This window comes from Bacillus sp. PS217, assembly GCF_037963535.1.
In the GTDB taxonomy this organism is placed as follows: Bacteria; Bacillota; Bacilli; order Bacillales; family Bacillaceae; genus Bacillus; species Bacillus subtilis.
This window is the reverse complement of the sequence record NZ_CP150157.1, coordinates 3871601-3897745: the sequence shown is the minus strand read 5'-3', so window position 1 is coordinate 3897745 and position 26145 is coordinate 3871601. Positions and strand designations below refer to the sequence as shown.

Here is a 26145-nt window from a genome sequence, read left to right as displayed (position 1 = left end):
TTTTTTATCGCTGAAAGAACTCAATCCACTCACCGTCAGGGCCTTCGATATAGAAATAACGGTATCCGTTTGGAAGTGTTGTGATCTCCTCGTCGATAAATTTTGCGTTCATTTTTTCCGCTTTTGTATATTCAGCCGCGATGTCATCAGTCAGCAGGGCAATGTGGTGCACTTTTCCTTCAGCGGGAAGCTCGCTGCTGTAGCCTTGAATCAGTTCAATTTCTGTTTCCGGGCCGTCTTCAAAGCCAAGAAATGCAAGCTCGATTACACCGTTCGTGTGTGTGATGCGATCCTTCAATTTCATGCCGAGTACCTCTTCATAAAATGTGATGGACGCGTTAATATCTCTTACCATGATGCCTGTATGGTCAATTCGTTTTGCCATGCTGCTCCTCCTCGTAACTCTTTTTGTCTATCGTAGAAAAACCTTTCCTTTCTGTCAATGCAGACATCTTGGCGTTTTGTGGTACGATAAGAGAAAGCAAACGGAAAGAGGACGACATATATGAAGCTACTCACCCTAAAAAAAGCACACGCTGCCAAAATCAAAAAAGGCTATCCCCTTATTGAAAAAGAAGCTCTCGCAGGGACTGCGGGGCACATGAAAGAAGGAGACCTCGTTGATATCGTGTCTGAGAGCGGCGAGTTTCTCGCGCGGGGCTATTATGGCCTGCAAAACAAAGGGGTCGGCTGGACGCTTACCCGCAATAAACATGAACAGGTTGACCAGGCATTTTTTCTCACCAAATTAACAAAAGCGGCCCAAGCGCGCGCCAAACTATTTGAGGCTCAAGATACAACAGCTTTCCGCCTGTTCAACGGTGAGGGCGACGGTGTCGGCGGCGTCACCATCGACTATTATGACGGCTACCTGCTGATTCAATGGTACAGCAAGGGGATTTACACCTTTAAAGACATGCTGATTTCCGCATTGGATGAGATGGATCTTGATTATAAAGCGATTTACGAGAAGAAACGCTTCGACACGGCTGGACAATACGTTGAAGATGATGACTTCGTGAAAGGGAGAAGGGGCGAGTTCCCGATCATCATCCAGGAGAATGGCATTCAATACGCGGTGGATCTGAATGAAGGCGCCATGACGGGCATCTTTTTGGATCAAAGACACGTGCGCAAGGCGATCAGAGACCGCTATGCAAAAGGGAAAACCGTTTTAAATACATTTTCTTATACGGGTGCATTCTCCGTGGCAGCGGCGCTTGGCGGAGCGGAGAAAACAACAAGCGTCGACGTGGCAAACCGAAGTCTGGCCAAAACGATCGAGCAATTCAGCGTGAACAAGCTGGATTACGAAGCGCACGACATTAAAGTGATGGACGTGTTTAACTATTTTTCATATGCTGCAAAAAAGGATTTGCGCTTTGATCTGATTATTCTCGATCCGCCTTCCTTTGCGCGCACAAAAAAACGCACCTTCAGCGCGGTCAAGGATTATAAAAACCTGCTGAAGGAAACGATCGCCATCACTGCTGACAAGGGTGTCATTGTTGCCTCTACAAACAGCAGCGCCTTTGGCATGAAGAAATTCAAAGGCTTTATCGATGCCGCCTTTAAAGAAAAAAACGAACGCTACACCATCATTGAGGAATTTACGCTGCCGGAGGATTTCAAAACGATTTCGGCATTTCCGGAAGGCAACTACCTGAAAGTGGTCCTTCTGCAGAAAAAATAATGAAAAAGCTGCCCTGTTCAGGGGCAGCTTTTTTTTATGTAGAAATGATCTGCTGGACGCGGCCGATGCGGCCATCTTCAAGCCGGACTTTAATGCCATGCGGATGAAAGCTTGATTTCGTCAAAATATCCTTCACTGTCCCTCGCGTCAGTTTTCCTGTTTTTTGATCTGCTTTCAATACAATATCAACCTGCAACCCTTTCGAAATGCTGTTTCGCTCTTGCCCGTTCATAACGCACATCCTTTCTTTTGTTCATTATAGTCATTATGGTTTAAAAGTAACAGCCGGCTGATGAAGTGTATGTTTGTTTTTTTCAGCCTTCATTAAATATAATGTCAGGCCAAAGCCTGCTATGCTCAGAATGCCAAAAAGCAAATAGACCGCGAAAATCGACACGTAGTCAAAAATGTACCCGCCTGCAAATGTGCAGAACCAGTTGCCGAATCCATTGCCAATGGCGGCGTACATGGTCAGCGCCGTCGCTTCAACGTGTCTTGGGGTAATCTTTTTCACATATTGAAGCGCCGCCGGGATAAATAAACCGATGGCCACTCCCTGAAGAAAGACCGTCGCATATATGATCCATAGTGAAGGCGCCGTGAAATAGAGCGCCCACCTGAATAATGAGACTCCGCCTGACAGCATAATGACGTTGAGCAGCCCCATTTTATCTATAAATGTTTGGGCAAACCGCATAAATGGTATTTCTGAAATCACGCCGATGAAAAATAAAATGCCGATAGCGGAAAGAGACGCGCCGCTTTTGTCCAGAAAAAGACTGAAATACGTATTGTTCGCTAAGTTTGGAGCAAATGTCGTAAAGGTGATGATCATAAAGATGAGGAAAGTTTTGTTGCTGATAAGCTCCCGGAATCCTTTGCGGATATTGACCTTTGTTTTTGTTTTCTGCTTGCCGGGCATTTGTGAAGCCAATATGGCGGCAATGCACAGAAAGGCACAGCCAAAGATAAAGATCACGTGAATGGGGTACAGCTGGTTCGTCACCTGTCCCATGGCAAACACCGCGACACCGAAGCCGAGAGAACCAAACAGGCGGATTCCGCCATAATTGCCGTTTGTTTCTTGTGTGTACCTTAGTGAAATGCTGTCCGAAAGTGGAATAATCGTGCTTTGAAAGGCTGCAAAACAGGCCGCAATCAAAATAAACAGAGGGAAACTGTCAAATGCAATATAGGCTAATCCAATGATGCCTGTGATTGATGTGCAAACCGCCAGCAGGCCTTTCGTTTTTTGCGTATAGTCGCTCAGCATGCCCCAAAACGGCTGAAAGAAAATCATCACAATCGGGCCCAGTGACATGATCAAGCCGACCTGTGATCCGCTTAAATGCTGTTCCTTCGTTAAATACATACTGAGTAAGGGAATTATGCTGCCCGTACCGAGAAAAGCAAACAAATAAAATCCTTTTAACGCGGCATAATGCCGTCTCACCTGCAAGTTGTGCATCAAGGTGCCTCCTTTGGTATCCACAAATTACATTATATTGTAATTTGCGAGCTTTTCAATAAGGGGAAGCACATAAAAAAACTGCCCTCGAGAGGACAGTTTTTTACATAAATGAAAGTAAAAACGGCGCCGCGCAAAGCGTCATAATCGCAGCTAAGATCATCGATACGCTTGAAATCGTGCCGGACACAGAGCTGAGCTCAAATGCCTTTGACGTTCCCGCTCCGTGTGCGCTTGTGCCGAGCAGCACGCCCCGCGCGATTTCGTTATCAATACGGAAATAGCGGATGACCATCGGGCCGATCACTGTGCCGAGCAAAGCGGTTAAAATCACAAACACGGCTGTGACGGCAGGCATTCCGCCGATCATTTCAGATACGTTCATCGCGATCGGCGTTGTCACTGATCTCGGGACGAGGCTGTCAATTAAGCCGGTGCCGAGGTGAAGCCATTTCGCAATAAGAGCGGTAGAAATAATCGCGATGCATGAACCGACGGCCACATTCAAAATAATTTCCACTGCGTATTTCTTTAAAACAGGGAAATATTTATATAGCGGGATCGCGAATGCCACGGTGGCCGGCTGTAGCATATCGGTCAGCAATCCGCCGCCGAGATTATAGGACTCGTACGGGACATTCACCAGCAGCAGCAGACCGACTAACACAGCGGGCGTCACCAATAGCGGCGACGTATAAACACGCGGAAAACGTTGATATATCTTTTTTGCTCCTAAATACACCAAAACCGTTAAAAACAAACTTACAATTCCGATGAACACGTATGCTTTTTCTCCTTTCTTTTTGCAATGATTTGTGTAAGCGTTCCTGTAGACACCATCACGACAAACGTGCTGATGATGACAACAAGCAGAATGCTGACACCGAATTTCGACATAATGTCTCCGTATTCAATCACTCCGACGGCAGACGGGATAAAAAATAAAAGCAGCTCCCCGAGAAGCCACGCCGCGCCAAGCTCGATCCATTCAAGCTTGATAATGTTAAAGTGTAATAATGTGAAAAGAATCACAATCCCAATTATACTGCCGGGAATATTTATATGAAGAAGGGCTGTCACCCAATTAATCAGCCGAGCAAATATAAATAACAGAGCGATTTGAATAACGGTTAGCAACAGTTTTTTCATATTGATGCCTCCCTTATATTCATATTGTACATAAGCTAGCGCTATAGGTAAAATATATATAAAGAATAATAAGTATTCCTTTTGTCTATAGAAAGGGTGAAGCGCATGGATATCCGCCATTTAACATATTTCTTGGAAGTCGCCCGTTTAAAAAGTTTTACGAAGGCTTCCCAATCCCTTTATGTTTCTCAGCCGACGATATCAAAAATGATCAAAAATTTAGAAGAAGAGCTCGGAATTGAACTGTTTTACCGAAACGGCAGGCAAGTGGAACTGACTGATGCCGGTCATAGCATGTATGTGCAGGCGCAGGAAATCATTAAATCATTTCAAAACCTGACGTCAGAATTAAATGATATTATGGAAGTCAAGAAAGGGCACGTACGGATTGGACTGCCGCCGATGATCGGATCGGGGTTTTTCCCGAGAGTGCTCGGCGATTTCCGTGAAAACTATCCGAATGTCACCTTTCAGCTAGTCGAAGACGGTTCTATAAAAGTCCAAGAAGGTGTCGGGGACGGCTCTCTTGATATCGGCGTTGTGGTCCTTCCCGCAAACGAAGATATCTTTCATTCGTTTACAATCGTAAAAGAAACCTTAATGCTTGTCGTTCACCCTTCCCACCGGCTGGCTGATGAGAAAGAATGTCAGCTGCGTGAGTTGAAGGACGAGCCTTTTATTTTCTTCAGAGAGGATTTTGTCCTGCACAACCGAATTATGACGGAATGTATCAAGGCTGGGTTCCGGCCCCATATCATTTATGAAACATCACAATGGGATTTTATCAGTGAGATGGTATCAGCAAACCTTGGGATCGGGCTTTTGCCGGAACGGATCTGCCGCGGCCTTGACCCGGAAAAAGTGAAAGTCATTCCGCTTGTCGATCCGGTCATCCCTTGGCACCTCGCCATTATTTGGAGAAAGGACCGGTACTTGTCGTTTGCGGCCAGAGCTTGGCTCGAACATACGAAATCGTATTTATGGGACCCGAAAAAAGATAGTAAAGGATGATGCAAACATGGATGCACAATCAGCAGCAAAATGTCTTACGGCTGTCCGCCGGCATAGCCCACTGGTGCATAGCATAACCAACAATGTCGTAACGAATTTCACAGCAAACGGCCTGCTCGCCCTCGGCGCATCGCCCGTTATGGCGTACGCAAAAGAAGAGGTCGCCGATATGGCGAAGATTGCGGGTGCACTCGTTTTAAATATCGGAACGCTGAGCAAGGAGTCAGTCGAAGCGATGATCATCGCGGGGAAATCAGCTAATGAACATGGCGTTCCCGTCATTCTTGATCCTGTCGGTGCCGGAGCAACACCGTTCCGCACTGAATCGGCACGTGACATCATTCGTGAGGTGCGCCTTGCTGCAATCAGAGGAAATGCGGCGGAAATTGCCCATACCGTCGGCGTGACCGATTGGCTGATCAAAGGTGTTGATGCGGGTGAAGGTGGAGGCGACATCATCCGGCTGGCTCAGCAGGCGGCACAAAAGCTAAACACGGTCATTGCGATAACTGGTGAAGTTGATGTCATAGCCGACACGTCACATGTATACACCCTTCATAACGGCCACAAGCTGCTGACAAAAGTGACAGGCGCCGGTTGCCTGCTGACTTCCGTCGTCGGTGCGTTTTGCGCTGTGGAAGAAAATCCATTGTTTGCTGCTATTGCGGCTATTTCTTCGTATGGGGTCGCCGCTCAGCTTGCCGCACAGCAGACGGTTGACAAAGGCCCTGGAAGCTTTCAGATTGAATTGCTGAACAAGCTTTCAACTGTTACTGAACAAGACGTCCAAGAATGGGCGACTATAGAAAGGGTGACTGTCTCGTGACTCGTATTTCTCGGGAAATGATGAAAGAGTTATTATCTGTATACTTCATTATGGGGTCAAACAATACGAAAGCCGATCCTGTTACAGTTGTACAAAAAGCGTTAAAAGGCGGTGCCACCCTGTACCAGTTCCGTGAAAAAGGCGGGGATGCGCTGACAGGAGAGGCTCGGATTGAATTTGCTGAAAAAGCGCAGGCAGCCTGCCGTGAAGCTGGTGTTCCGTTCATTGTCAATGATGATGTGAAATTGGCTCTGAAGCTGAAAGCTGACGGTATCCACATCGGCCAGGAAGACGCAAATGCGAAAGAGGTAAGAGCTGCCATAGGTGATATGATTCTCGGCGTTTCCGCTCATACGATGTCTGAGGTAAAGCAAGCCGAAGAAGACGGAGCGGATTATGTCGGGCTTGGGCCGATCTATCCGACTGAAACGAAAAAAGATACGAGAGCGGTACAAGGGGTATCTCTTATCGAAGCAGTGCGCCGTCAAGGCATCAGCATTCCAATTGTCGGCATCGGCGGCATCACAATAGATAATGCCGCACCTGTTATCCAAGCGGGGGCCGATGGTGTCAGTATGATCAGCGCCATCAGTCAGGCGGAGGATCCTGAGAGTGCTGCATTCAAGTTTCATGAAGAAATTCAAACGTATAAAACAAGAAGATAAACGTTCTTCTTCCTTCAAAAGGCTGTTCTGTAAAAGGACAGCTTTTTTGCTTTCCATCAAGGTTTTCAGACCTTCAAATTTTAATTGACAAAGGACAGGAACTGGCTATGATTATGTTATACAATGATAATCATTTTCAATTATAGGAGGAACATGATGGCTCGGGGGCTGGCACTTATTCTATTCAGCTTGTTGATGGTTTTCGGTTCTGCGGCACATGCGGAAGATGATCCGATCGCCGCATTAATTCAATTAAACAAGCAAATGATCAAATCCGTAAAAGACGGGGATATGGATTCGGCACAACAAACGTTTGAAACCTTCAAAGCGAAGTGGAAAAAAGAAGAACCTTCTATTAAGAAAGAAAACCTTTCTTCTCACAGTGAAATGGACGCGAATATCGCGATGATTTCTCTTTCTTTTATCAATCAAGACGCAGGTAAGCTCAAAACACAGCTTGAAGAGCTTGCGTCTCATTTAGAAACCTATCAGCAGGCTGTCGTGCTGAAAAAGACATCCTCAGGTCAATCAAGGACGTCCTTAACAGCCTATATACAAAGCTTGAAAGACACAAAACAGTTCATAGAAAAAAAACAATTGGATGAAGCGTCATCCGCAATCGACACTTTAGTTACATCCTGGCTCGCCGTTGAGGGAGACGTCGTTTCCCAATCGAAAGAAGCCTATACGACATCGGAGGAAAATCTGGCGCTGATGAAGGCGGAGATCGGCAGCCATCCTGAAAAGGTATCAAAGCAAATTGACGAAATGATTCAATTGCTCGAGCCAATCGCTTCAAGCAGCTACAGCTGGTGGGATGCGGCGCTGATCCCGATTCGTGAAGGAATGGAGGCCCTCCTTGTCATCGGAGCGCTATTAACCATGACAAAAAAAGCGCGTGTCACACGTTCCTCGACATGGATCTGGGGCGGAGCGTCCGCCGGCATGGCTGTTTCCTTAGCAGCTGGCATCGGTGTCACGGTTCTGTTCTCCTCCAGTGTATTCGGAGAAAACAATTTCTTGCTTGGCGGCGTTACCGGCGTACTGTCCGCTGTCATGCTTTTGTATGTCGGGGTGTGGCTGCACAGAAATGCCTCAATGGATAAATGGAGAGAAAAAATCAATATCCAGAAGTCACAGGCACTAAAAAAACGAAGCCTGCTTTCCTTTGCGCTCATTGCATTTCTGGCAGTTGTAAGAGAAGGTCTCGAAACGGTCATCTTTTTCATCGGGCTTGTCGGGAAGCTCCCGCTCACTGAACTGATCGGCGGAACTGCCGCAGGGCTTATCGTTCTCATCATCGTCGGTGTTCTGATGATCAAGCTCGGAATGCGCATTCCATTGAAGCCGTTTTTTCTTCTATCAATGGCGGTTGTCCTGTATATGTGCGTGAAATTTCTCGGAACCGGCGTTCACAGCCTTCAGCTGGCGGGCATTCTTCCGTCTGATGCAGAAAGCTGGCTGCCGTCTGTATCGGTGCTAGGAATTTATCCGTCTGTGTACAGCACGATTCCGCAAATGTTGATTTTACTCTTTTTACTGATTGCGCTTGTTTCAGAAGCGGCAAAACATTTTACAAACGGAAAGGAACTGACAAAATGAATTTCACAAAAATCGCTGTATCAGCCGGATGCATCCTTGCGCTGTGCGCAGGCTGCGGAGCCAATGACACATCTTCAACCAAAGAAAAAGCTTCATCTGAAAAAAGCGGGGTCACTAAAGAAATCACCGCATCCGTAAATAAAATGGAAACCATCATTTCTAAGCTGAATGACTCAGCGGAAAAAGGAGACCAAAAAGAGATTGAAAAGAAGGGGAAAGAGTTAAACAGCTACTGGCTTTCCTTTGAAAATGATATTCGCAGCGACTATCCATTCGAATATACAGAAATCGAAAAGCATCTTCAGCCAATCTACACAGAAGCGCAAAAAGACAAACCGGATACAGCAAAAATCAAGACAGAATCCGAGTCACTGAAAGCGTCCTTAGAAGACCTGACAGAAGCGAAGAAGAGCGGCAAAAAGGCTAGCGATCAGCTGGCAAAAGCAGCGGATGAGTATAAAGGCTATGTCAAAGAGCAGAGTGACCAGCTTGTCAAAGCGACTGAAGCATTTACGGGTGCTGTGAAATCCGGCGATATCGAAAAGTCCAAAACGTTATATGCGAAAGCGCGTGTTTATTACGAGCGAATCGAACCGATCGCTGAAAGCCTTGGAGATCTTGACCCGAAAATTGATGCACGAGAAAACGATGTTGAAGAAGGAGACAAATGGACAGGCTTCCATAAGCTTGAGAAGGCCATTTGGAAGGATCAAGATATTTCCGGGGAAAAGGCAACAGCTGACCAGCTTCTCAAAGATGTAAAAGAGCTTGACGGTTCAATTCAATCACTGAAATTAACCCCTGAACAAATTGTAGCAGGCGCGATGGAGCTTCTGAACGAAGCCGGGATTTCGAAAATCACGGGAGAAGAAGAGCGCTACTCACGAATCGATTTAGTCGACCTTATGGCAAATGTGGAAGGCTCCGAAGCCGTTTATCAAACAGTGAAAAGCGCGCTTGTAAAAGATCACTCCGACTTGACGGAAAAACTGGATACGGAGTTCAGCGAATTTGAAGTTTTAATGGCAAAATACAAAACAAATGATCAGTCCTATACGTCTTATGATAAATTAAGTGAAAAGCAAATCAGAGAGCTGAGCACTAAGCTGACGACTCTTTCTGAAACCATGTCGAAGATTGCGAATGTGCTATAAAAGGAGTTTTGTAACATCATGAGCGATGAACAAAAAAAGCCAGAACAAATTCACAGACGGGACATTTTAAAATGGGGAGCAATGGCGGGGGCAGCCGTTGCGATCGGTGCCAGCGGACTCGGCGGACTCGCTCCGCTTGTTCAGACCGCGGCTAAGCCATCGAAAAAGGATGAAAAAGAGGATGATCAGGTTGTTCCGTTTTACGGAAAGCATCAGGCCGGAATCACAACTGCCCATCAGACGTATGTCTATTTTGCTGCACTGGATGTAACAGCAAAAGACAAAAGCGACATCATTACGTTATTTAGAAACTGGACAAGTCTCACACAGATGCTGACGTCTGGCAAGAAAATGTCAGCGGAGCAGAGAAATCAGTATCTGCCGCCGCAGGATACAGGTGAGTCTGCTGATTTATCCCCTTCCAACTTAACGGTCACATTCGGATTCGGGCCTGGCTTTTTTGAAAAAGACGGAAAGGACCGCTTCGGACTGAAAAGCAAAAAACCGAAGCACCTAGCCGCTCTTCCAGCGATGCCCAATGACAACCTGGATGAAAAGCAGGGAGGCGGGGACATCTGCATTCAAGTGTGTGCAGACGACGAGCAAGTGGCGTTTCACGCGCTGCGTAACCTGCTAAATCAAGCGGTCGGCACTTGTGAGGTCCGTTTTGTGAACAAAGGCTTTCTAAGCGGTGGAAAAAATGGTGAAACACCGCGCAACCTCTTCGGGTTTAAAGATGGAACAGGCAACCAGAGCACGAAGGATGACACGTTGATGAACTCGATCGTGTGGATTCAGTCTGGTGAGCCTGACTGGATGACGGGCGGCACCTATATGGCTTTTCGGAAAATCAAAATGTTCCTTGAGATATGGGACCGCTCTTCCCTCAAGGACCAAGAGGATACCTTCGGCCGCAGAAAAAGCTCGGGGGCGCCTTTTGGGCAGAAAAAGGAAACAGATCCCGTGAAGCTGAATCAAATTCCGTCTAATTCACACGTCAGTCTAGCGAAATCTACGGGAAAACAAATTTTGAGAAGAGCTTTCTCTTACACAGAAGGACTTGATCCGAAAACCGGCTATATGGATGCAGGTCTTCTGTTTATCAGTTTTCAAAAAAATCCCGACAATCAGTTTATCCCGATGCTGAAGGCTCTTTCAGCAAAGGATGCGTTAAACGAATATACACAAACAATCGGTTCTGCTTTATATGCATGCCCAGGCGGCTGCAAAAAAGGAGAATATATTGCCCAGCGTTTGCTGGAATCATAAAAGAAGCCTTTACAGGCTTCTTTCAGCGTGTCGACAAACCCTCGCATTCGTTGTCAAGCCTGTGCGTTGGTGCTCACGAATTAGAGCATTCGCTCCGCTCCAATGCTCGGCTTTCCTAGACTTCAAGTGTTTTCAATCACGCTGAAAGGATGACAAAATCCTAAAACTTTTTAGGATTTTGTCATCAATCTGAAAGAAGCCTAAATCGGCTTCTTTATTTAAAAAACAGTTGTAACTTTAATTGTTACAGTTTAAAATCAATTTAGTATGAAAGGAGATTATCATGACAGTACACATTAAAGTTTATTCAGATTACGTCTGCCCATTTTGTTTTGTTGGAAAAGCCGCTTTTGAAGAAGCGATAAAAGGAAAGGATGTTGAAGTCGAGTGGATGCCGTTTGAACTGCGCCCAAGTCCATCTCCTCAGCTTGATCCGGTCAATGATCCTTCCAAACAGTACATGTGGCAGACATCTATTCAGCCAATGGCGGAGAAATTAGGAGTCGAGATCAATTTTCCAAACGTCTCGCCCCATCCGTATACAGACCTCGCGTTTGAAGGCTTCCATTTTGCGAAGGAATACAATAAAGGACATGAATACAACACCCGTGTCTTTCAGGCGTTTTTCCAGGAGGGCCAAAATATTGGCGATATTGACATCTTGACGAAGCTCGCCGAGGAAGTGGGATTAGACGGTGCATCATTCAAATCAGCACTGGAAACAAGAACATATCAGGACGTGCAGCGCCAAGCCTTGAAGCACGCTTATGAAGAGGCTGACATCACAGCCGTTCCAACCTTTATTATTGGCGACACTGTAATTCCAGGTGCTGCCGGCAAGGATGTATTTGAAAAAGCGATTTCTGAAGAACAGAAGAAAAGACAAGGAAAAAGCTCTCTATAAAGAGAGCTTTTTTTATTCCTGTTCCATATGGACGCCAGTATGCGCCTTCACCTGAATTTCTGCAAACGTATCTTCATCAATTGTTTTATCAGATGACAGCACCGTTCCGAGCCACGCGCCGAGAAAGCCGAGCGGGATGGAAATAATTCCTGGATTAGACAGCGGAATGAGCGGATCACCGGTAAAAATAGCACCTCCGGCCGGGTCCCACACACTAGGGCTCATCGATACCAGCACAAGCGCGCTGATCAGGCCTGTCAGGCTGCCCCATAAAGCGCCTGAGGCATTGAATCGTTTCCAGAAGACTGTAAACACAATCAGCGGAAGGTTTGCGCTGGCGGCTACTGCAAACGCGAGTGCAACAAGGAACGCCACATTTAAGGATTGTGCAAAAATCGCAAGGAGAATCGAGAGTACTGACACAGCGACAGAAGCCCATCTGGCCGCTTTCATCTGTTCTTTTTCAGTTGCTTCTCCCTTTCTGATGATCTGGCTGTAAATATCATGGGCAAATGCTGAGGCGGCAGACAGCACCAACCCTGTCACGACAGCCAAAATGGTGGCAAAGGCGATGGCTGATACAAACGCGAACAGAAAGTCTCCTCCGAGCGCTTTTGCTAAAAGCGGAGCCGCCATATTTCCCGCTTGATCAGCCGCTGTAATCGCGTCAAAACCGACAAATGCTGCGGCACCAAAGCCGAGAAACACCGTCATAATATAAAACACACCGATAATCCATGTCGCTGACACAACGGATGTACGGGCCGTCTTGGCATCCTTAACGGTATAAAACCGGATCAATATATGCGGAAGCCCGGCGGTTCCCAGCACGAGTGCCAAGTTTAACGACAAGGTCTCAAGCGGCACCTTGTATTTATTTCCGGGATTCAAAAAATCAGCGCCCAGCGGAGTAGCCGTTTTCATCTGTTCAAACATGGTATTAAGGCTAAAGCCGAATTTCGAAAACACGATAATCGAAATCACGAGTGTGCCGGCCATCAGCAAAACGGCTTTAATAATTTGAACCCAGCTTGTCGCGATCATGCCGCCAAACACGACATAAATGGTCATCAGCACTCCGACGATGAGGACAGCCGCGGTATAATCCAGCCCTAGAAGCAGTTTGATCAGCGCGCCCGCCCCCACGAGCTGGGCAATCATATAAAAAGTAGAGATGGCAATGGTATTGAGAGCCGCGACACCGCGGATTTTCTTTTCTTTAAAGCGAGCGGCAATCATGTCTGCCATCGTGTACTTTCCAAGATTCCGAAGCGGCTCCGCCACGATGTACAAGACAACGAGATAAGCCACCAGAAAACCGATGCTGTAAAAGAAGCCATCAAATCCATATAACGCAATCATTCCGGCAATCCCGAGAAACGAGGCGGCAGACATGTAGTCACCGGCAATTGCCAGTCCATTCTGAACGCCGGTGAGCCCGCCGCCCGCCGTATAAAACTCACTCGTCGTTTTCGTCTTCTTCGCGGCAAAATACGTGATAATAAGCGTCAGGCCAACAATCGCCAAAAATAATAAAAAAGCAGTCATATTCATGTCTGTTCACCCTTCAGATCCTCTTTTAAAGCGCTTACATACTTATCGAAATGGGCGGCTCTCCGGGAATACACAGTACTCAGTATCCAGGTCATAGCGAATTGGGCGATGGCGAACAGCCAAGCCCATGAAACAGCTCCAATGGCCGGTGCATTCAAAAAGGTGAAATAAGATGTCAAAACAGGGAGTGAAAAATAAAAAACAAAAAAGAAAATCGCAGAAGGAACAATAAAAGCGCGTTTCTGCTTTAAAAAAGCTTGAAAAGACGGCGTTGCAGCAATCTGTTTATAATCAGCTTTGTACATGGCTTTCCTCCTTTTATTCGCTAAACGTAAGCAAAAAGGTACACCAATAGGTATGTACTGAAAGTCCGATTTATGCGTTGAACAATATCTGGAGGATGAAAAAAGAAGGAAGTCGTGAAGAGGTGAACACAGTGGTCTAAAGACAGGCGAAGATTTTCAAGCTCGGCCGTGTATAAACGAGTTTGCTTTCAAAACCTCACCGAATGCAGCTTGTTCTCAGCAAAGCTGCTGTTTACCAGAGCACGGTTATCATGTTCGCATCACCTCTTTATGACAATGCATGTGCCAAGAGGTGATCGCATCACCGGCTGTCTGTCGTAGTTAGCTGACACACCGTTTGTCCTCAAGCTCAGCGCAGCGATTTGCTTTTGAATAGAGGATATGGTGAAAACTCAGATCAGGTGATAGAAAAGCCAGAGGTAAATAGATCCGCCTGTTCGGACTAGTCTTGCCGGACGGTTTTTTTGTGGTTTTTCTTTCTCGATGCTGTCTCAGATTCTAAAAACTGCCTCACATCATGAATGCCTAATCCAATGGATCTAGCTTCTTGAATTAACATATGCCAACCTTTGTCCAAATCTTTTTTAACATGAGTTTTCATAGTAACCTCCAATTGTATAAAATGTTTTCCTGCAACATGCGGGCAATAAAAGACAAGCCAGCGCGATGATGAGGCGAGTACAACAAATTTCACACATAGTTGCTCGGTGTTCACAAACTGAAGGAAAAACCACCTACCTATTCCCTAAAAAAATGACTAATATAACCAATGGACCTTATTTATAATAATAAACAATTAAATACTGACTGGATAGTATGTAAATGAAAATAAATCATTTAGCCTATTAAAAATGACCCCTGGGAAACCGAATAGCATAACCGTTCAAAGAAATAAATACCGCTAAAGATTGATCCGGTGTAAGATAAGGGTAATCATTACCGCCAGGAGAAAAATATGAAAAAAAACAAATTTCAAATTAAAAGAGAAGCAACATTTGAAAGTTTTATAGACGCTGGCGTGAATTTGTTGATTGACCGAGCGTATGATCCGGTTTCTGTAGAAGATATCAGCAGAGCCGCCGGGTACAGCAAAGGAGCATTTTATGTTCATTTTGTCAGCAAGGACGATTTTCTGCTGTACCTTCTCGAAAAACGTCAGATGAAAAAAAAGATCATTATAGGGTATCTTGATCAAATGGAGCGGGAGTCAGTGAAATCGCTGACATTGGACGAGGCTGCAAAACACGCTGCAGAACTGCTTTATTCCTATTACATAAATAAGCCGTCGTGGGACATCACCTCGTTTGCCATGAACATGCCGACGTATAAAGTCTTAAAGAAATGCAAGGCCTATGTCCGGCTGTACGAATTGTGGGTGGAAGAAAATGTGTTATATATTAAGTGGCTGAAGGAGAGAAAGCTGATTGACGCCTGTATTGATCCTGAATATACGGCTAAAATAATATGTGCAGTCCTCGACGGAATCATCAAACAATCATATGTATTGGGCCAGCCAGCCGCCTTCCGCAGCTTTTTAGACGCACTCTCGGTATTTTTCACTTTAGACAGAGAGCACGAGACGCCAAGAATTTTGAAAAGTTTTTCAGAAAGCGAGGAACATCAGTGAAGTATAGAGAAATAATTATGTATATCATTATGGGGGTTTTCACAACCATTGTGAATATCGCCAGCTTTTATATATTCGTAGAGATCATGAATGTGGATTACAAAGCCGCCACTGTCGCCGCTTGGATTTTGTCCGTGCTGTTTGCTTACATAACAAATAAATTATATGTGTTTCAGCAAAAAACACATGATCTGCAGAGCCTGCTGAAAGAGCTCACTGCTTTTTTCAGCGTTCGGGTCCTGTCTCTCGGCATAGATTTAGGCATGATGATCATTCTTGTCAGCCAGTTCAATACAAATGAAACCTTGGCCAAAATACTCGACAACGCGGTCATTGTTGTCGTCAACTATGTTGCGAGCAAATGGCTCGTCTTTAAAAAAACAAAAGAAGAAGGGGTATGACAGAGGACAGCAGCATATGATCTGCCGTTTTCTATGGAGAAATAAGGGGAATAAAAAATAAAAACCAGAAAGGTGATTGCACATGCGGGAAGAGCTAAAGGGGATATTTGCAAGTGTATTCGGAGAAAAAGAGGGGTTACGGTTTTTTTTCGCACCTGGAAGAGTGAATCTGATTGGAGAACATACAGACTATAACGGCGGGCATGTCTTTCCGTGCGCGCTGACAATGGGTACATATGCTGCTGTTGCAGAAAGAAAAGACGGGGTTGTCCGGATGTATTCAGACAACTTTAAAGACGCGGGGATCAAGGAATGCAGCCTTGACGATATTCGCTATCAAAAAGAAGACGACTGGGCGAACTACCCAAAAGGCGTGATTTATGAATTTCAACAGAGGGGATATGCAGTTCCCCATGGCTTTGACATTGTATTTTCAGGGAATATTCCAAACGGGGCGGGGCTGTCGTCTTCCGCTTCTATTGAACTGCTGATGGGGGTCGTGCTCCAAAGCTATTTTCATCCTGAAGTAGATGCGCTTGAGCTTGTGAAAATGGCGCAGCATGCGGAAAACCATTTTATCGGCGTCAATTGCGGAATTATGGACCAATTTGCAATTGGAATGGGGAAAAAACATCATGCGATGCTGCTGAACTGCGACACGCTTGACTATGAATATAGCAAACTCAATGTCTCAGGCCTCGCGCTGGTCATCGCGAACACGAACAAAAAAAGGACATTGGCTGACTCAAGCTATAATACGAGACGCCAAGAATGCAATGATGCATTGCTTGATTTGAAAAAAGGCCTCGATATTGCCGCACTGGGCGACATCAAGCCTTCTGATTTCGATGCGCATTCCAGCCTGATCCAAAATGAAACGAACAGACGCCGGGCAAAGCACGCTGTATACGAAAATCATCGTGCTATTAAGACGGCCCATATGTTCAAAGAGAACAATATAGATGAAATCGGGCAGTTAATGAAGGAATCCCACCTTTCATTGAAGGATGACTATGAAGTAACATGCCCTGAACTTGATGAGCTTGTGTTTGCGGCATGGGATCACGAAGGTGTAATTGGATCAAGAATGACGGGAGCAGGCTTTGGCGGATGCACCATCAGCATTGTAAAAGATGAGTTCGTTGATGATTTTATTCAGAAGGTTGGAGACAGATATCAAGCAAAAACAGGGCTCCGAGCGGATTTTTATGTCGCGGATATCGGAGAGGGAGCGAGAGAACTAAAGGGGGAGTGACATATGAGTATTTTTGAACATCTGGAACAGCTGCTTGAGTATGGCCTGGAACGAAAATTGATTTCGATCTGGGATCGGGAATATACGAGAAACCGTCTTTATGAAGCGCTGGACATCACACATCCCGAGCCGATCTCCAGCACCAGCATTAAGCAGTCACAAAGCCTGCCGGACTTGCTTGCTCCCATCTATAAATGGGCTGCGGAAACCGGCCGAATGGAAGCGGATACAGATACGTACCGTGACCTGCTCAGCGCAAAGCTGATGGGCTGTTTTGTACCTGCTCCGTCCGAGGTCATTCGCAAATTTGAAGAGACAAAAGCATTATACGGCCCAAAACAGGCGACAAAGGAATTCTATCAATATTCAGAGGATGTCTATTATATACGGACTGACAGAATCGCCAAAAATGTTCATTGGACGGTGCCGACCGAATATGGCGAACTGGAAATGACTATTAACCTATCAAAGCCTGAAAAGGACCCGAAAGCGATTGCGGCTGCAAAAGAGCAGGAACAGACAAATTATCCGATGTGTTTGCTGTGTAAAGAAAATGTCGGGTTCGAGGGAAGCGTAAATCATCCAGCCCGGCAAAATCACAGAATCATTCCGGTCATCCTTGAGGACGAACAATGGTTCCTGCAATTCTCGCCATATGTCTATTATCCAGAGCACTGCATTGTCTTAAAAGGTGAACATGAACCGATGGAGATCAGCAAAAAAACATTTGAAAGGCTGCTGTCATTTCTCGGGCAGTATCCGCATTATTTTATCGGTTCAAACGCGGATCTGCCGATTGTCGGCGGTAGCATCCTAAGCCATGATCATTTCCAAGGCGGCGCGCATGATTTTCCAATGGCACGTGCAGAAGCAGAAGACGTTTATGAATTAAATGATTATCCCGGCGTGTCGCTAGGCTTAGTGAAGTGGCCGATGTCTGTACTCAGGCTCCAAGGAGACGAACCGGGTCATGTCGCCGAAGCTGCTGACCATATCTTCCGCACGTGGCAGACGTATTCCGATGAAAAAGCCGGTATTGCCGCCTATACAGGCGATACGCCCCATAATACGGTCACACCGATTGCGCGGCGCAGGGGAGACTTGTACGAACTCGATATCGTACTGAGGAACAACCGGACGGATGAGGAGCATCCATTAGGAATATTTCATCCTCATCAAGAAGTCCACCATATTAAAAAAGAAAATATCGGCCTGATTGAGGTCATGGGATTGGCGATATTGCCGGGCCGCTTACAGGAGGAAATGAAAGAAACGGCAGCGGCGCTATGCTCTGCTAATCCAAAAACAGCCTTAGAACAAAATCCGCTCACGGCAAAGCATAGTGAATGGGCTCTTCGGATGATGGAAAAAAGAACCATAACAAAAGAGAATGCAGATCTAGTCATAAAAGAAGAGCTGGGACATGTATTCGCTCGCATTCTTGAACACGCCGGTGTATTTAAGCAGACAGCAGAGGGAAAACAGGCCTTCAGAAGGTTCATCGATCAGTTGGGCGCCAAACCAGTCAAAAGCCTCAACCGCTAGGGTTGAGGCTTTTTCGATTTTTATGGCAAAACAAACACCCAAAGCGCTGACGCTTCGGGTGCTGCTGCTTTTATCCTCTTTTTCTGGTTAACAGGCTTACTAAAAAGACAACAATGGCTGCGCCGATTACCGCTGGAATAATGGCAAATCCGGCTAGGTGCGGCCCCCATGTTCCAAGCAGCCCGTGTCCGATCCAGGCGCCAATAAGACCTGCGATCATAGACCCGATAATTCCTCCGGGCATATCTCCTTTTACAAACAGGCTTCCAAGCCATCCGATAATAATAGCGACGATAAGTGAAATAAGAAAACTCATCATGCAACACATCCTATTTTTTATTTATTTGCTTATATCATTCCTCTTTTTTGTATAAGATAAACAACTGGATGCTCTCATAAAAAATACGGACAATTCAGAGCATATTGGCTCTTCATTGCGCCTTTTCTTTCAATATTTGATGCGTTAAAATGGTAACCGTGTGAAAAGATGCTAGACGAGGAAAAAATAATTCCTATCTAGAAAGTTTAACAAAATGAAATTTTTGATTGACCTAAGTTTTTTATTGTGGTAAACCTTAATTTGTCAGAATTAGTTCTTCATCATCTTTCTTTACTTTATATGCGGAAATAACTAGAAACTTTTCATCTTAAGCGATAGATGTGAATAAAGTTGGAGCAATTTTTGTCGATTTTATGACATTTAAGCGAAAATGGGATGAAGTTTATAAAAAAATAAAGCTAATAAGTGAAGTTTTTGATAGCATAACAAAGTAGAGAAAAGATTTTGAGGAAGTATGCACTTCAGATTTATTACATCAATAGGAAGGATGGTGATCTTCTTGTTCAGAGCATTAAAACCGTTGCTTGTATTAGCGCTGTTAACTGTGGTTTTCGTCCTTGGGGGATGCAGCAATGCTTCAGTACTAGATCCGAAAGGACCTGTAGCTGAACAGCAAAGTGATTTAATCCTGTTATCTATCGGATTTATGCTGTTTATCGTCGGGGTCGTCTTTGTTCTATTTACCATTATTTTAGTAAAATACCGCGACCGTAAAGGCAAAGATAATGGATCTTATAACCCAGAAATTCACGGTAACACGTTTTTAGAAGTAGTCTGGACAGTGATCCCAATTTTAATCGTCATTGCACTTTCTGTGCCAACAGTACAGACGATATATTCGTTAGAAAAAGCTCCTGAAGCAACAAAAGACAAAGAGCCTCTTGTTGTTTATGCTACTTCGGTAGACTGGAAATGGGTATTCAGCTACCCTGAACAGGATATTGAAACGGTCAACTACTTAAACATTCCTGTCGACCGCCCGATCTTGTTCAAAATCTCATCTGCAGATTCAATGGCTTCGCTATGGATTCCTCAGCTTGGAGGGCAAAAATATGCGATGGCAGGAATGCTGATGGATCAATACTTACAGGCTGACAAAGTGGGTACTTACGAAGGCCGCAACGCGAACTTCACAGGTGAACATTTTGCAGACCAAGAGTTTGATGTGAATGCAGTCACAGAAAAAGACTTTAACAGCTGGGTGAAAAAGACTCAGAACGAGGCTCCTAAGCTGACAAAAGAGAAGTATGATGAATTGATGCTTCCTGAAAATGTGGACGAATTAACGTTCTCTTCTACTCACTTGAAATACGTTGATCACGGACAAGACGCTGAGTACGCGATGGAGGCGCGCAAACGCCTTGGCTATCAAGCCGTTTCACCGCACTCTAAAACAGATCCGTTTGAAAACGTAAAGAAAAACGAATTTAAGAAGTCTGATGATACAGAAGAATGATATTGATCAGGAAAGGAGGAAGCCTGCATGAAATTCAAATGGGACGAATTTTTCGTAACTGGTGACCCATTAATTCTGGGCGCACAAGTTTCCATTGCGCTTTCAACCATTGCCATTATTTTTGTACTGACTTACTTCAAAAAGTGGAAATGGCTGTGGTCTGAATGGATAACTACTGTTGACCATAAAAAACTCGGAATCATGTACATTATATCTGCTGTAATTATGTTATTCCGCGGCGGTGTCGACGGTCTGATGATGCGTGCCCAGCTAGCGCTTCCGAATAACAGTTTTTTAGACTCAAACCACTATAATGAAATTTTTACAACTCACGGTACAATCATGATCATCTTCATGGCGATGCCGTTCTTAATCGGTCTTATCAACGTTGTTGTACCTCTTCAAATCGGTGCCCGCGACGTTGCGTTCCCTTACTTGAACAACCTGAGCTTCTGGACGTTCTTTGTAGGGGCGATGCTTTTCAATATTTCTTTCGTTATCGGAGGTTCTCCGAACGCAGGCTGGACGAGTTATATGCCGCTTGCAAGTAACGACATGAGCCCTGGGCCGGGTGAGAACTACTACCTCCTCGGACTTCAGATTGCCGGTATCGGTACCCTGATGACAGGGATCAACTTTATGGTAACAATCTTAAAAATGAGAACAAAAGGCATGACATTAATGCGTATGCCAATGTTCACATGGACAACACTGATCACAATGGTTATTATCGTGTTTGCTTTCCCTGTACTTACAGTAGCATTAGCACTTTTATCATTTGATCGTTTGTTCGGCGCTCACTTTTTCACATTGGAAGCAGGCGGTATGCCGATGCTTTGGGCTAACTTGTTCTGGATTTGGGGACATCCTGAAGTATATATCGTTATTCTTCCGGCGTTTGGTATTTTCTCAGAAATCATCTCAAGCTTTGCAAGAAAACAATTGTTTGGTTACAAAGCGATGGTTGGTTCTATTATCGCCATCTCTGTATTGAGTTTCTTAGTTTGGACTCACCACTTCTTCACAATGGGGAACAGTGCGTCCGTTAACTCATTCTTCTCAATTACGACAATGGCAATCTCAATCCCAACCGGGGTTAAAATCTTTAACTGGCTCTTTACAATGTATAAAGGCCGAATCAGCTTTACAACACCTATGCTGTGGGCGCTTGCGTTCATTCCTAACTTCGTTATCGGCGGGGTTACAGGGGTTATGCTTGCGATGGCAGCAGCGGATTATCAATACCATAATACGTACTTCCTTGTATCTCACTTCCACTATGTGCTGATCGCGGGTACTGTATTTGCTTGTTTCGCCGGATTTATTTTCTGGTATCCAAAAATGTTCGGCCACAAGCTGAACGAAAGAATCGGAAAATGGTTCTTCTGGATCTTTATGATCGGGTTCAATATTTGTTTCTTCCCGCAATATTTCTTGGGGCTTCAAGGCATGCCTCGCCGTATTTACACATACGGACCGAATGACGGCTGGACAACATTGAACTTTATCTCAACAGTCGGAGCTTTCATGATGGGTGTAGGATTCTTAATCCTTTGCTATAACATCTACTACAGCTTCCGTTACTCTACTCGTGAAATCAGCGGAGATTCATGGGGTGTGGGACGTACGCTTGATTGGGCGACTTCTTCTGCGATTCCGCCGCATTACAACTTTGCGGTGCTTCCTGAAGTCAAATCTCAAGATGCATTCCTGCATATGAAAGAAGAAAAAACTGAATTATACCCTGAAAGTAAATTCAAGAAAATCCATATGCCAAGCAACTCAGGCAGACCGTTCTTTATGTCTGTTGCCTTCGGTCTTGCAGGCTTTGGACTTGTCTTTGAATGGTACTGGATGGGCGTAGTCGGATTGATCGGAGTCCTGCTCTGCATGGTTCTGCGTTCATTCGAATACGACAACGGCTACTACATTAGTGTTGATGAAATAAAAGAGACGGAAAGAAAGATTTCCGAATAAGGAGGCGTGAGTTATGGAACATGCAGAACACGGCAATTCTAACGCGCCTATGGAATATCAATCTGAAACCGGCAGACTTAATATTCTCGGGTTTTGGATCTTTTTAGGGGCAGAAATTGTGTTGTTCTCAACACTATTTGCAACCTTCTTCGTTCTTAAAAACAGAACAGCTGGAGGTGTCTTGCCAGACGAACTATTTGAAGTCAATCTGGTAATGATTATGACGTTCTTGCTGCTGATCAGCAGCTTTACCTGCGGGATCGCTGTTCATGAAATGCGCCGCGGAAGTTTAAAAGGCGTAGTCATTTGGACAATTATCACTCTTCTTCTCGGTGCCGGCTTCGTCGGATGCGAGATCAACGAGTTTGTTCACTATGTACATGAAGGAGCGGCTCTCAGTACAAGTGCGTTCTGGTCTGGATTCTTTGTTTTACTTGGAACTCACGGAACTCACGTAACAATCGGGATTTTCTGGATCACAGGAATTCTGATTCAGTTGAAGAAACGCGGCTTAACTCCGCAAACTTCATCTAAAATCTTTATCTCAAGCTTGTACTGGCACTTCTTAGATGTTGTATGGATTTTCATCTTTACAGGTGTCTATCTCATGGGATTGGGGGGTCTGTAAAATGGCAAACAAATCTGCTGAACACAGTCACTTTCCATGGAAACACATTGTAGGTTTTATCCTGTCTATCGTTTTGACCCTGCTGGCTCTATGGGTTGCAGTGTATACTGACCTGAGCTCATCAGCAAAACTTTGGATTATCTTCGGCTTCGCCTTCATTCAGGCGGCGCTGCAGCTTCTCATGTTTATGCATATGACAGAGAGCGAAAACGGCACGATCCAAGTCGGAAACACGCTGTTCGGATTCTTTGGCGCGATCGTTATCGTACTTGGATCCATCTGGATTTTCGCGGCTCACTATCACCATGGTGACCATATGGACGGAAATCCTCCTGGAGGCGCTGAACACTCAGAGCATTCAGGCCATAACGAATAATACAAAAACCCTCTTCATTGGAAGAGGGTTTTTTGCTGTCTTCAGCTGCTTCGCTTTCTGCGAAGATACGGAAGGCCGTAAATGATAAATGCGGCGATATGAGCGACAATGACGTTAACGGCAAACAAGATAATCATGAGAGTGTGTCCAAGTGGAGAAAGGCTTTCTGTTGCGTAAAAGAAGAAGAATACCCACATTAAAATGATTGGCGGAATAGCTGAGAGTGCGACTTTTTTGTTATCAAGCCAAATAAAGAGAGGCGTTGCGCTGGCAACCAATAAGTAAGCAAAAAACATGTCCATCATACCCGTCTCCTTTCATTTTGTGATAACGTTTACAAAAATGAAATAGAGGAACTGAGTTGTGTCTGTTTTGTGATTGTTTTTTGAACATTCTGTTACAATTATTATACCATGTTTTCCAGAAATTGATACGTGTTTTTGCAGAAATGGACTGGATCTATCGTCTTATTTTTTTCGTTTAATGTGCTAGGAGAATGTATGGGCATGGGGCTCTGAATTTTTAGCTATTTCTATATGAGGTATCACATTATTTGGGAACATAACACATTATCGCATTCGTTTTTTAACAAATTCTTTTGGTATGGCGTTTTTTTCATTTGAAAAGTTTTGTGTCAATCGAAACATTTCGGTTTATGATACGTCATATTTCGTGTAGCTGAAAAAGCGCCGCAAATGCTGAAAAAACATAAAAGGAAGCGAGCTTCACGTGTCATCTTGAACGTGGTTCATGTATAATAAACATTAGTGATTTTCCGATGAAAATGTAAGGCGGGATAGAATGAGTCGATATAAGAAACAGCAAAGCCCCTTTTATCAGGGGGATTTGATTTTTATATTTGGTGTGTTTTTTATTATAAGCGTAGTATCAATTTATGCTGCCGGTCAGTTTGGGCAGTATGGGAACACGGATTGGATTCAGCAAATTGTGTTTTATTTTTTGGGGGCTGTTGCCATTACAGTTCTTTTGTACTTTGATTTAGAACAGCTTGAAAAGTTAAGTTTATATATTTTTATCATTGGTATTTTATCTTTGATTATTCTTAAAATCAGTCCCGAGTCTATTGCACCTGTTATTAAAGGGGCAAAAAGTTGGTTTAGGATCGGTAGAATAACAATACAGCCGTCAGAGTTTATGAAGGTTGGTTTAATTATGATGCTTGCTTCAGTTATTGGAAAAGCTAATCCTAAAGGAGTTCGGACGCTTAGGGATGATATCCACTTGTTATTAAAGATTGCGGGTGTCGCAGTTATTCCTGTAGGTCTTATCCTGATGCAGGATGCTGGGACTGCGGGAATATGTATGTTTATCGTTCTTGTAATGGTTTTTATGTCAGGTATAAATTGGAAATTGATTGCGATCATAGCTGGTTCAGGTATCTTACTCATTTCATTAATTTTATTAGTAATGATAAACTTTCCTGACGTTGCTAAATCAGTTGGAATACAGGATTATCAAATTAAGCGGGTCACTTCTTGGGTGTCTGCTTCAAATGAGACACAGGAAGATTCAAATGACAGCTGGCAAGTTGACCAGGCCATCATGGCAATAGGATCTGGTGGTATTTTAGGTAATGGTATTTCTAATTTGAAGGTTTATGTTCCAGAGAGTACGACTGACTTTATCTTTTCTATAATAGGTGAGTCATTTGGCTTTATAGGCTGTGCAATTGTTGTCATCATGTTCTTCTTTTTAATCTACAGGCTTGTCGTTCTGATAGACAAAATACATCCGTTTAACCGTTTCGCTTCTTTCTTTTGCGTTGGCTATACGGCGTTAATTGTGATCCACACATTCCAGAATATCGGAATGAACATCGGCATTATGCCTGTTACCGGGATTCCGCTGCTGTTTGTCAGCTATGGGGGAAGCTCGACACTTTCCACGTTAATCGGATTTGGGATTGTATATAATGCAAGTGTGCAGCTGACGAAATACAGAAGTTATCTTTTTAATTCTTAATATGCAGACAGCCTTTACAGAGGCTGTCTTTTTTTGTTCAGAGCATTTCGCTTTTGAGATCACTTTTTTTCGGATATGATAAAAAGTGATAAGGAGGTTTTTGTGATGAATAACACAATCGAAACCATTTTGAATCATCGGTCAATCCGGTCTTTTACTGATCAGCTTTTGACAGCTGAAGAAATTGATACATTAGTGAAAAGTGCGCAGGCTGCGTCTACATCCAGCTATGTGCAGGCATATTCGATTATCGGGGTTTCTGATCCTGAGAAAAAACGTGAGCTGTCCGTGCTTGCTGGGAATCAGCCTTACGTTGAGAAGAACGGACACTTTTTTGTATTTTGTGCGGATTTGTACCGCCATCAAAAACTGGCTGAGGAAAAAGGTGAACATATTTCTGAGCTGCTCGAGAATACAGAAATGTTTATGGTTAGCTTGATTGATGCGGCGCTGGCAGCGCAAAATATGAGCATTGCCGCTGAATCCATGGGGCTTGGCATTTGCTATATCGGTGGCATTCGGAATGAACTGGACAAGGTGACAGAGGTGCTGCAAACGCCTGATCATGTGCTCCCGCTTTTCGGACTGGCAGTAGGCCATCCTGCGAACCTTTCTGGCAAAAAACCAAGATTGCCAAAGCAGGCCGTTTATCATGAGAATACGTATAATGTGAACACAGACGATTTCCGTCATACTATGAATACGTATGACAAAACCATTTCTGATTACTATAGAGAAAGAACAAACGGGCAGCGGGAAGAAACGTGGTCCGATCAAATACTGAACTTTATGAAGCAAAAGCCGCGTACGTATTTAAATGACTACGTGAAAGAAAAGGGCTTTAATAAAAACTAAAGCAAACCTCTCCGTCTGGAGGGGTTTTTATGTTTCACGTGTAACATATTCCGACAAATAGGGTCATGCTTTCACAAATAAATGGAGAATGATAGGGGACAC

28 protein-coding genes are annotated in these 26145 nt (G+C 44.4%); 18 read left to right on the top strand and 10 right to left on the bottom strand.

Features of this window, described 5'->3' with window-relative positions:
* Positions 1-4: 4 nt before the first annotated feature.
* Positions 5-385, bottom strand: a complete 381-nt coding sequence (gene glxA / locus NSQ83_RS20200; RefSeq protein WP_003243380.1) for a glyoxalase GlxA — start codon at positions 383-385, stop codon at positions 5-7.
* Between the two features lie 120 nt (positions 386-505).
* Between glxA and NSQ83_RS20195 the strand changes: the two genes are divergently transcribed.
* Entirely contained in the window at positions 506-1693 is a 1188-nt protein-coding gene (locus NSQ83_RS20195) for a class I SAM-dependent rRNA methyltransferase (protein ID WP_198878404.1), read from the top strand.
* Positions 1694-1727: 34 nt separating this feature from the next.
* On the opposite strand, the gene NSQ83_RS20190 is transcribed toward NSQ83_RS20195, so the two are convergent.
* The 4 genes from NSQ83_RS20190 to NSQ83_RS20175 all read right to left on the bottom strand — a co-directional run bounded on the left by NSQ83_RS20190 (position 1728) and on the right by NSQ83_RS20175 (position 4310).
* Positions 1728-1925, bottom strand: a complete 198-nt coding sequence (locus NSQ83_RS20190; protein WP_015385004.1) for a YwbE family protein — start codon at positions 1923-1925, stop codon at positions 1728-1730.
* Between the two features lie 33 nt (positions 1926-1958).
* A complete protein-coding gene (locus NSQ83_RS20185) occupies positions 1959-3161 on the bottom strand; it encodes a major facilitator superfamily domain-containing protein 6 (protein WP_198878405.1) in 1203 nt (400 codons plus the stop codon).
* 103 nt (positions 3162-3264) lie between these two features.
* Complete coding sequence (locus tag NSQ83_RS20180) at positions 3265-3942, bottom strand: CidB/LrgB family autolysis modulator (protein ID WP_198878406.1); 678 nt, start codon at positions 3940-3942, stop codon at positions 3265-3267.
* Positions 3924-4310 (bottom strand): CidA/LrgA family holin-like protein, encoded by a 387-nt coding sequence (locus NSQ83_RS20175; protein ID WP_015714922.1) that lies wholly within the window; start codon positions 4308-4310, stop codon positions 3924-3926. Before NSQ83_RS20175 ends, NSQ83_RS20180 begins: the two co-directional genes overlap by 19 nt.
* A gap of 105 nt (positions 4311-4415) precedes the next feature.
* Between NSQ83_RS20175 and NSQ83_RS20170 the strand changes: the two genes are divergently transcribed.
* The 7 genes from NSQ83_RS20170 (at position 4416) to NSQ83_RS20140 (ending at position 11741) form a co-directional block, all read left to right on the top strand.
* Positions 4416-5321, top strand: coding sequence for a LysR family transcriptional regulator (locus tag NSQ83_RS20170; RefSeq protein ID WP_003227377.1), 906 nt, complete (start codon positions 4416-4418; stop codon positions 5319-5321).
* Between the two features lie 7 nt (positions 5322-5328).
* The gene (gene thiM, locus NSQ83_RS20165; RefSeq protein ID WP_088327226.1) at positions 5329-6147 is read left to right on the top strand and encodes a hydroxyethylthiazole kinase; all 819 of its coding nucleotides are present in this window, start codon (positions 5329-5331) and stop codon (positions 6145-6147) included.
* Positions 6144-6812: a thiamine phosphate synthase gene (gene thiE, locus NSQ83_RS20160; protein ID WP_198878407.1), complete on the top strand. Its 669-nt coding sequence runs from the start codon at positions 6144-6146 to the stop codon at positions 6810-6812. The genes thiM and thiE overlap by 4 nt, the downstream gene beginning before the upstream one ends.
* Positions 6813-6968: 156 nt before the next feature.
* The gene (gene efeU / locus NSQ83_RS20155; RefSeq protein WP_198878408.1) at positions 6969-8414 is read left to right on the top strand and encodes a ferrous ion permease EfeU; all 1446 of its coding nucleotides are present in this window, start codon (positions 6969-6971) and stop codon (positions 8412-8414) included.
* Entirely contained in the window at positions 8411-9568 is a 1158-nt protein-coding gene (gene efeM, locus NSQ83_RS20150; RefSeq protein ID WP_042975377.1) for an iron uptake system lipoprotein EfeM, read from the top strand. Before efeU ends, efeM begins: the two co-directional genes overlap by 4 nt.
* An 18-nt stretch (positions 9569-9586) precedes the next feature.
* Positions 9587-10837, top strand: a complete 1251-nt coding sequence (gene efeB / locus NSQ83_RS20145) for an iron uptake transporter deferrochelatase/peroxidase subunit (RefSeq protein ID WP_198878409.1) — start codon at positions 9587-9589, stop codon at positions 10835-10837.
* Between the two features lie 283 nt (positions 10838-11120).
* Positions 11121-11741 carry a DsbA family protein gene (locus tag NSQ83_RS20140; protein ID WP_021480940.1) on the top strand — a complete coding sequence of 207 codons (621 nt, stop codon included), beginning with the start codon at positions 11121-11123 and terminating at the stop codon, positions 11739-11741.
* 12 nt (positions 11742-11753) lie between these two features.
* On the opposite strand, the gene NSQ83_RS20135 is transcribed toward NSQ83_RS20140, so the two are convergent.
* From NSQ83_RS20135 to slrA, 3 genes are all read right to left on the bottom strand, one after another.
* Positions 11754-13295 carry a cation acetate symporter gene (locus tag NSQ83_RS20135; protein WP_110109522.1) on the bottom strand — a complete coding sequence of 514 codons (1542 nt, stop codon included), beginning with the start codon at positions 13293-13295 and terminating at the stop codon, positions 11754-11756.
* Positions 13292-13600, bottom strand: coding sequence for a DUF485 domain-containing protein (locus NSQ83_RS20130; RefSeq protein WP_003227392.1), 309 nt, complete (start codon positions 13598-13600; stop codon positions 13292-13294). Before NSQ83_RS20130 ends, NSQ83_RS20135 begins: the two co-directional genes overlap by 4 nt.
* A 442-nt stretch (positions 13601-14042) precedes the next feature.
* Positions 14043-14201, bottom strand: coding sequence for a transcriptional regulator SlrA (slrA, locus tag NSQ83_RS20125; RefSeq protein ID WP_003243648.1), 159 nt, complete (start codon positions 14199-14201; stop codon positions 14043-14045).
* 354 nt (positions 14202-14555) lie between these two features.
* On the opposite strand from slrA, the gene slrC reads away from it, so the two are divergent.
* From slrC to galT, 4 genes are all read left to right on the top strand, one after another.
* Positions 14556-15227, top strand: coding sequence for a transcriptional regulator SlrC (gene slrC, locus NSQ83_RS20120; RefSeq protein ID WP_198878410.1), 672 nt, complete (start codon positions 14556-14558; stop codon positions 15225-15227).
* Positions 15228-15244: 17 nt separating this feature from the next.
* On the top strand, positions 15245-15628 hold the full coding sequence (locus tag NSQ83_RS20115) for a GtrA family protein (RefSeq protein WP_198878411.1): 384 nt from the start codon (positions 15245-15247) through the stop codon (positions 15626-15628).
* An 82-nt stretch (positions 15629-15710) separates the two neighbouring features.
* Positions 15711-16883, top strand: coding sequence for a galactokinase (locus NSQ83_RS20110; protein WP_198878412.1), 1173 nt, complete (start codon positions 15711-15713; stop codon positions 16881-16883).
* A 3-nt stretch (positions 16884-16886) separates the two neighbouring features.
* The gene (galT, locus tag NSQ83_RS20105; RefSeq protein WP_198878413.1) at positions 16887-18428 is read left to right on the top strand and encodes a UDP-glucose--hexose-1-phosphate uridylyltransferase; all 1542 of its coding nucleotides are present in this window, start codon (positions 16887-16889) and stop codon (positions 18426-18428) included.
* A gap of 70 nt (positions 18429-18498) precedes the next feature.
* On the opposite strand, the gene NSQ83_RS20100 is transcribed toward galT, so the two are convergent.
* Positions 18499-18744 carry a GlsB/YeaQ/YmgE family stress response membrane protein gene (locus NSQ83_RS20100; RefSeq protein ID WP_009968363.1) on the bottom strand — a complete coding sequence of 82 codons (246 nt, stop codon included), beginning with the start codon at positions 18742-18744 and terminating at the stop codon, positions 18499-18501.
* A 514-nt stretch (positions 18745-19258) separates the two neighbouring features.
* Here NSQ83_RS20100 and qoxA point away from each other — a divergent pair.
* Genes qoxA through qoxD form a run of 4 tightly spaced genes read left to right on the top strand, consistent with a single transcriptional unit; the run spans position 19259 to position 23205 of the window.
* Entirely contained in the window at positions 19259-20224 is a 966-nt protein-coding gene (qoxA, locus tag NSQ83_RS20095) for a cytochrome aa3 quinol oxidase subunit II (RefSeq protein WP_010886637.1), read from the top strand.
* A 27-nt stretch (positions 20225-20251) separates the two neighbouring features.
* Positions 20252-22201 carry a cytochrome aa3 quinol oxidase subunit I gene (gene qoxB / locus NSQ83_RS20090; protein ID WP_003227407.1) on the top strand — a complete coding sequence of 650 codons (1950 nt, stop codon included), beginning with the start codon at positions 20252-20254 and terminating at the stop codon, positions 22199-22201.
* Positions 22202-22214: 13 nt separating this feature from the next.
* A complete protein-coding gene (gene qoxC, locus NSQ83_RS20085; protein WP_003227409.1) occupies positions 22215-22829 on the top strand; it encodes a cytochrome aa3 quinol oxidase subunit III in 615 nt (204 codons plus the stop codon).
* A gap of 1 nt (position 22830) precedes the next feature.
* On the top strand, positions 22831-23205 hold the full coding sequence (gene qoxD, locus NSQ83_RS20080; RefSeq protein WP_003227410.1) for a cytochrome aa3 quinol oxidase subunit IV: 375 nt from the start codon (positions 22831-22833) through the stop codon (positions 23203-23205).
* Positions 23206-23246: 41 nt separating this feature from the next.
* On the opposite strand, the gene ywcE is transcribed toward qoxD, so the two are convergent.
* The gene (gene ywcE / locus NSQ83_RS20075; protein WP_003227411.1) at positions 23247-23510 is read right to left on the bottom strand and encodes a spore morphogenesis/germination protein YwcE; all 264 of its coding nucleotides are present in this window, start codon (positions 23508-23510) and stop codon (positions 23247-23249) included.
* Positions 23511-24006: 496 nt separating this feature from the next.
* On the opposite strand from ywcE, the gene rodA reads away from it, so the two are divergent.
* Both rodA and nfsA read left to right on the top strand, forming a co-directional pair.
* Positions 24007-25188 carry a cell shape-determining peptidoglycan glycosyltransferase RodA gene (gene rodA, locus NSQ83_RS20070; protein WP_015250943.1) on the top strand — a complete coding sequence of 394 codons (1182 nt, stop codon included), beginning with the start codon at positions 24007-24009 and terminating at the stop codon, positions 25186-25188.
* A gap of 105 nt (positions 25189-25293) precedes the next feature.
* Positions 25294-26043, top strand: a complete 750-nt coding sequence (gene nfsA / locus NSQ83_RS20065) for an oxygen-insensitive NADPH nitroreductase (RefSeq protein ID WP_017696211.1) — start codon at positions 25294-25296, stop codon at positions 26041-26043.
* Positions 26044-26145 lie beyond the last annotated feature (102 nt).

Coding starts and splice junctions, on each gene's coding strand:
- thiM (WP_088327226.1), top strand. CDS start 5,329: ATGGATGCACAATCAGCAGCAAAATGTCTTACGGCTGTCCGCCGGCAT.
- qoxC (WP_003227409.1), top strand. CDS start 22,215: ATGGAACATGCAGAACACGGCAATTCTAACGCGCCTATGGAATATCAA.
- efeU (WP_198878408.1), top strand. CDS start 6,969: ATGGCTCGGGGGCTGGCACTTATTCTATTCAGCTTGTTGATGGTTTTC.
- rodA (WP_015250943.1), top strand. CDS start 24,007: ATGAGTCGATATAAGAAACAGCAAAGCCCCTTTTATCAGGGGGATTTG.
- NSQ83_RS20100 (WP_009968363.1), bottom strand. CDS start 18,744: ATGAGTTTTCTTATTTCACTTATCGTCGCTATTATTATCGGATGGCTT.
- NSQ83_RS20175 (WP_015714922.1), bottom strand. CDS start 4,310: ATGAAAAAACTGTTGCTAACCGTTATTCAAATCGCTCTGTTATTTATA.
- efeB (WP_198878409.1), top strand. CDS start 9,587: ATGAGCGATGAACAAAAAAAGCCAGAACAAATTCACAGACGGGACATT.
- NSQ83_RS20135 (WP_110109522.1), bottom strand. CDS start 13,295: ATGAATATGACTGCTTTTTTATTATTTTTGGCGATTGTTGGCCTGACG.
- ywcE (WP_003227411.1), bottom strand. CDS start 23,510: ATGATGGACATGTTTTTTGCTTACTTATTGGTTGCCAGCGCAACGCCT.
- qoxD (WP_003227410.1), top strand. CDS start 22,831: ATGGCAAACAAATCTGCTGAACACAGTCACTTTCCATGGAAACACATT.
- slrC (WP_198878410.1), top strand. CDS start 14,556: ATGAAAAAAAACAAATTTCAAATTAAAAGAGAAGCAACATTTGAAAGT.
- NSQ83_RS20140 (WP_021480940.1), top strand. CDS start 11,121: ATGACAGTACACATTAAAGTTTATTCAGATTACGTCTGCCCATTTTGT.
- slrA (WP_003243648.1), bottom strand. CDS start 14,201: ATGAAAACTCATGTTAAAAAAGATTTGGACAAAGGTTGGCATATGTTA.
- NSQ83_RS20130 (WP_003227392.1), bottom strand. CDS start 13,600: ATGTACAAAGCTGATTATAAACAGATTGCTGCAACGCCGTCTTTTCAA.
- glxA (WP_003243380.1), bottom strand. CDS start 385: ATGGCAAAACGAATTGACCATACAGGCATCATGGTAAGAGATATTAAC.
- NSQ83_RS20195 (WP_198878404.1), top strand. CDS start 506: ATGAAGCTACTCACCCTAAAAAAAGCACACGCTGCCAAAATCAAAAAA.
- nfsA (WP_017696211.1), top strand. CDS start 25,294: ATGAATAACACAATCGAAACCATTTTGAATCATCGGTCAATCCGGTCT.
- NSQ83_RS20110 (WP_198878412.1), top strand. CDS start 15,711: ATGCGGGAAGAGCTAAAGGGGATATTTGCAAGTGTATTCGGAGAAAAA.
- NSQ83_RS20185 (WP_198878405.1), bottom strand. CDS start 3,161: ATGCACAACTTGCAGGTGAGACGGCATTATGCCGCGTTAAAAGGATTT.
- NSQ83_RS20190 (WP_015385004.1), bottom strand. CDS start 1,925: ATGAACGGGCAAGAGCGAAACAGCATTTCGAAAGGGTTGCAGGTTGAT.
- qoxB (WP_003227407.1), top strand. CDS start 20,252: ATGAAATTCAAATGGGACGAATTTTTCGTAACTGGTGACCCATTAATT.
- NSQ83_RS20170 (WP_003227377.1), top strand. CDS start 4,416: ATGGATATCCGCCATTTAACATATTTCTTGGAAGTCGCCCGTTTAAAA.
- NSQ83_RS20115 (WP_198878411.1), top strand. CDS start 15,245: ATGTATATCATTATGGGGGTTTTCACAACCATTGTGAATATCGCCAGC.
- galT (WP_198878413.1), top strand. CDS start 16,887: ATGAGTATTTTTGAACATCTGGAACAGCTGCTTGAGTATGGCCTGGAA.
- efeM (WP_042975377.1), top strand. CDS start 8,411: ATGAATTTCACAAAAATCGCTGTATCAGCCGGATGCATCCTTGCGCTG.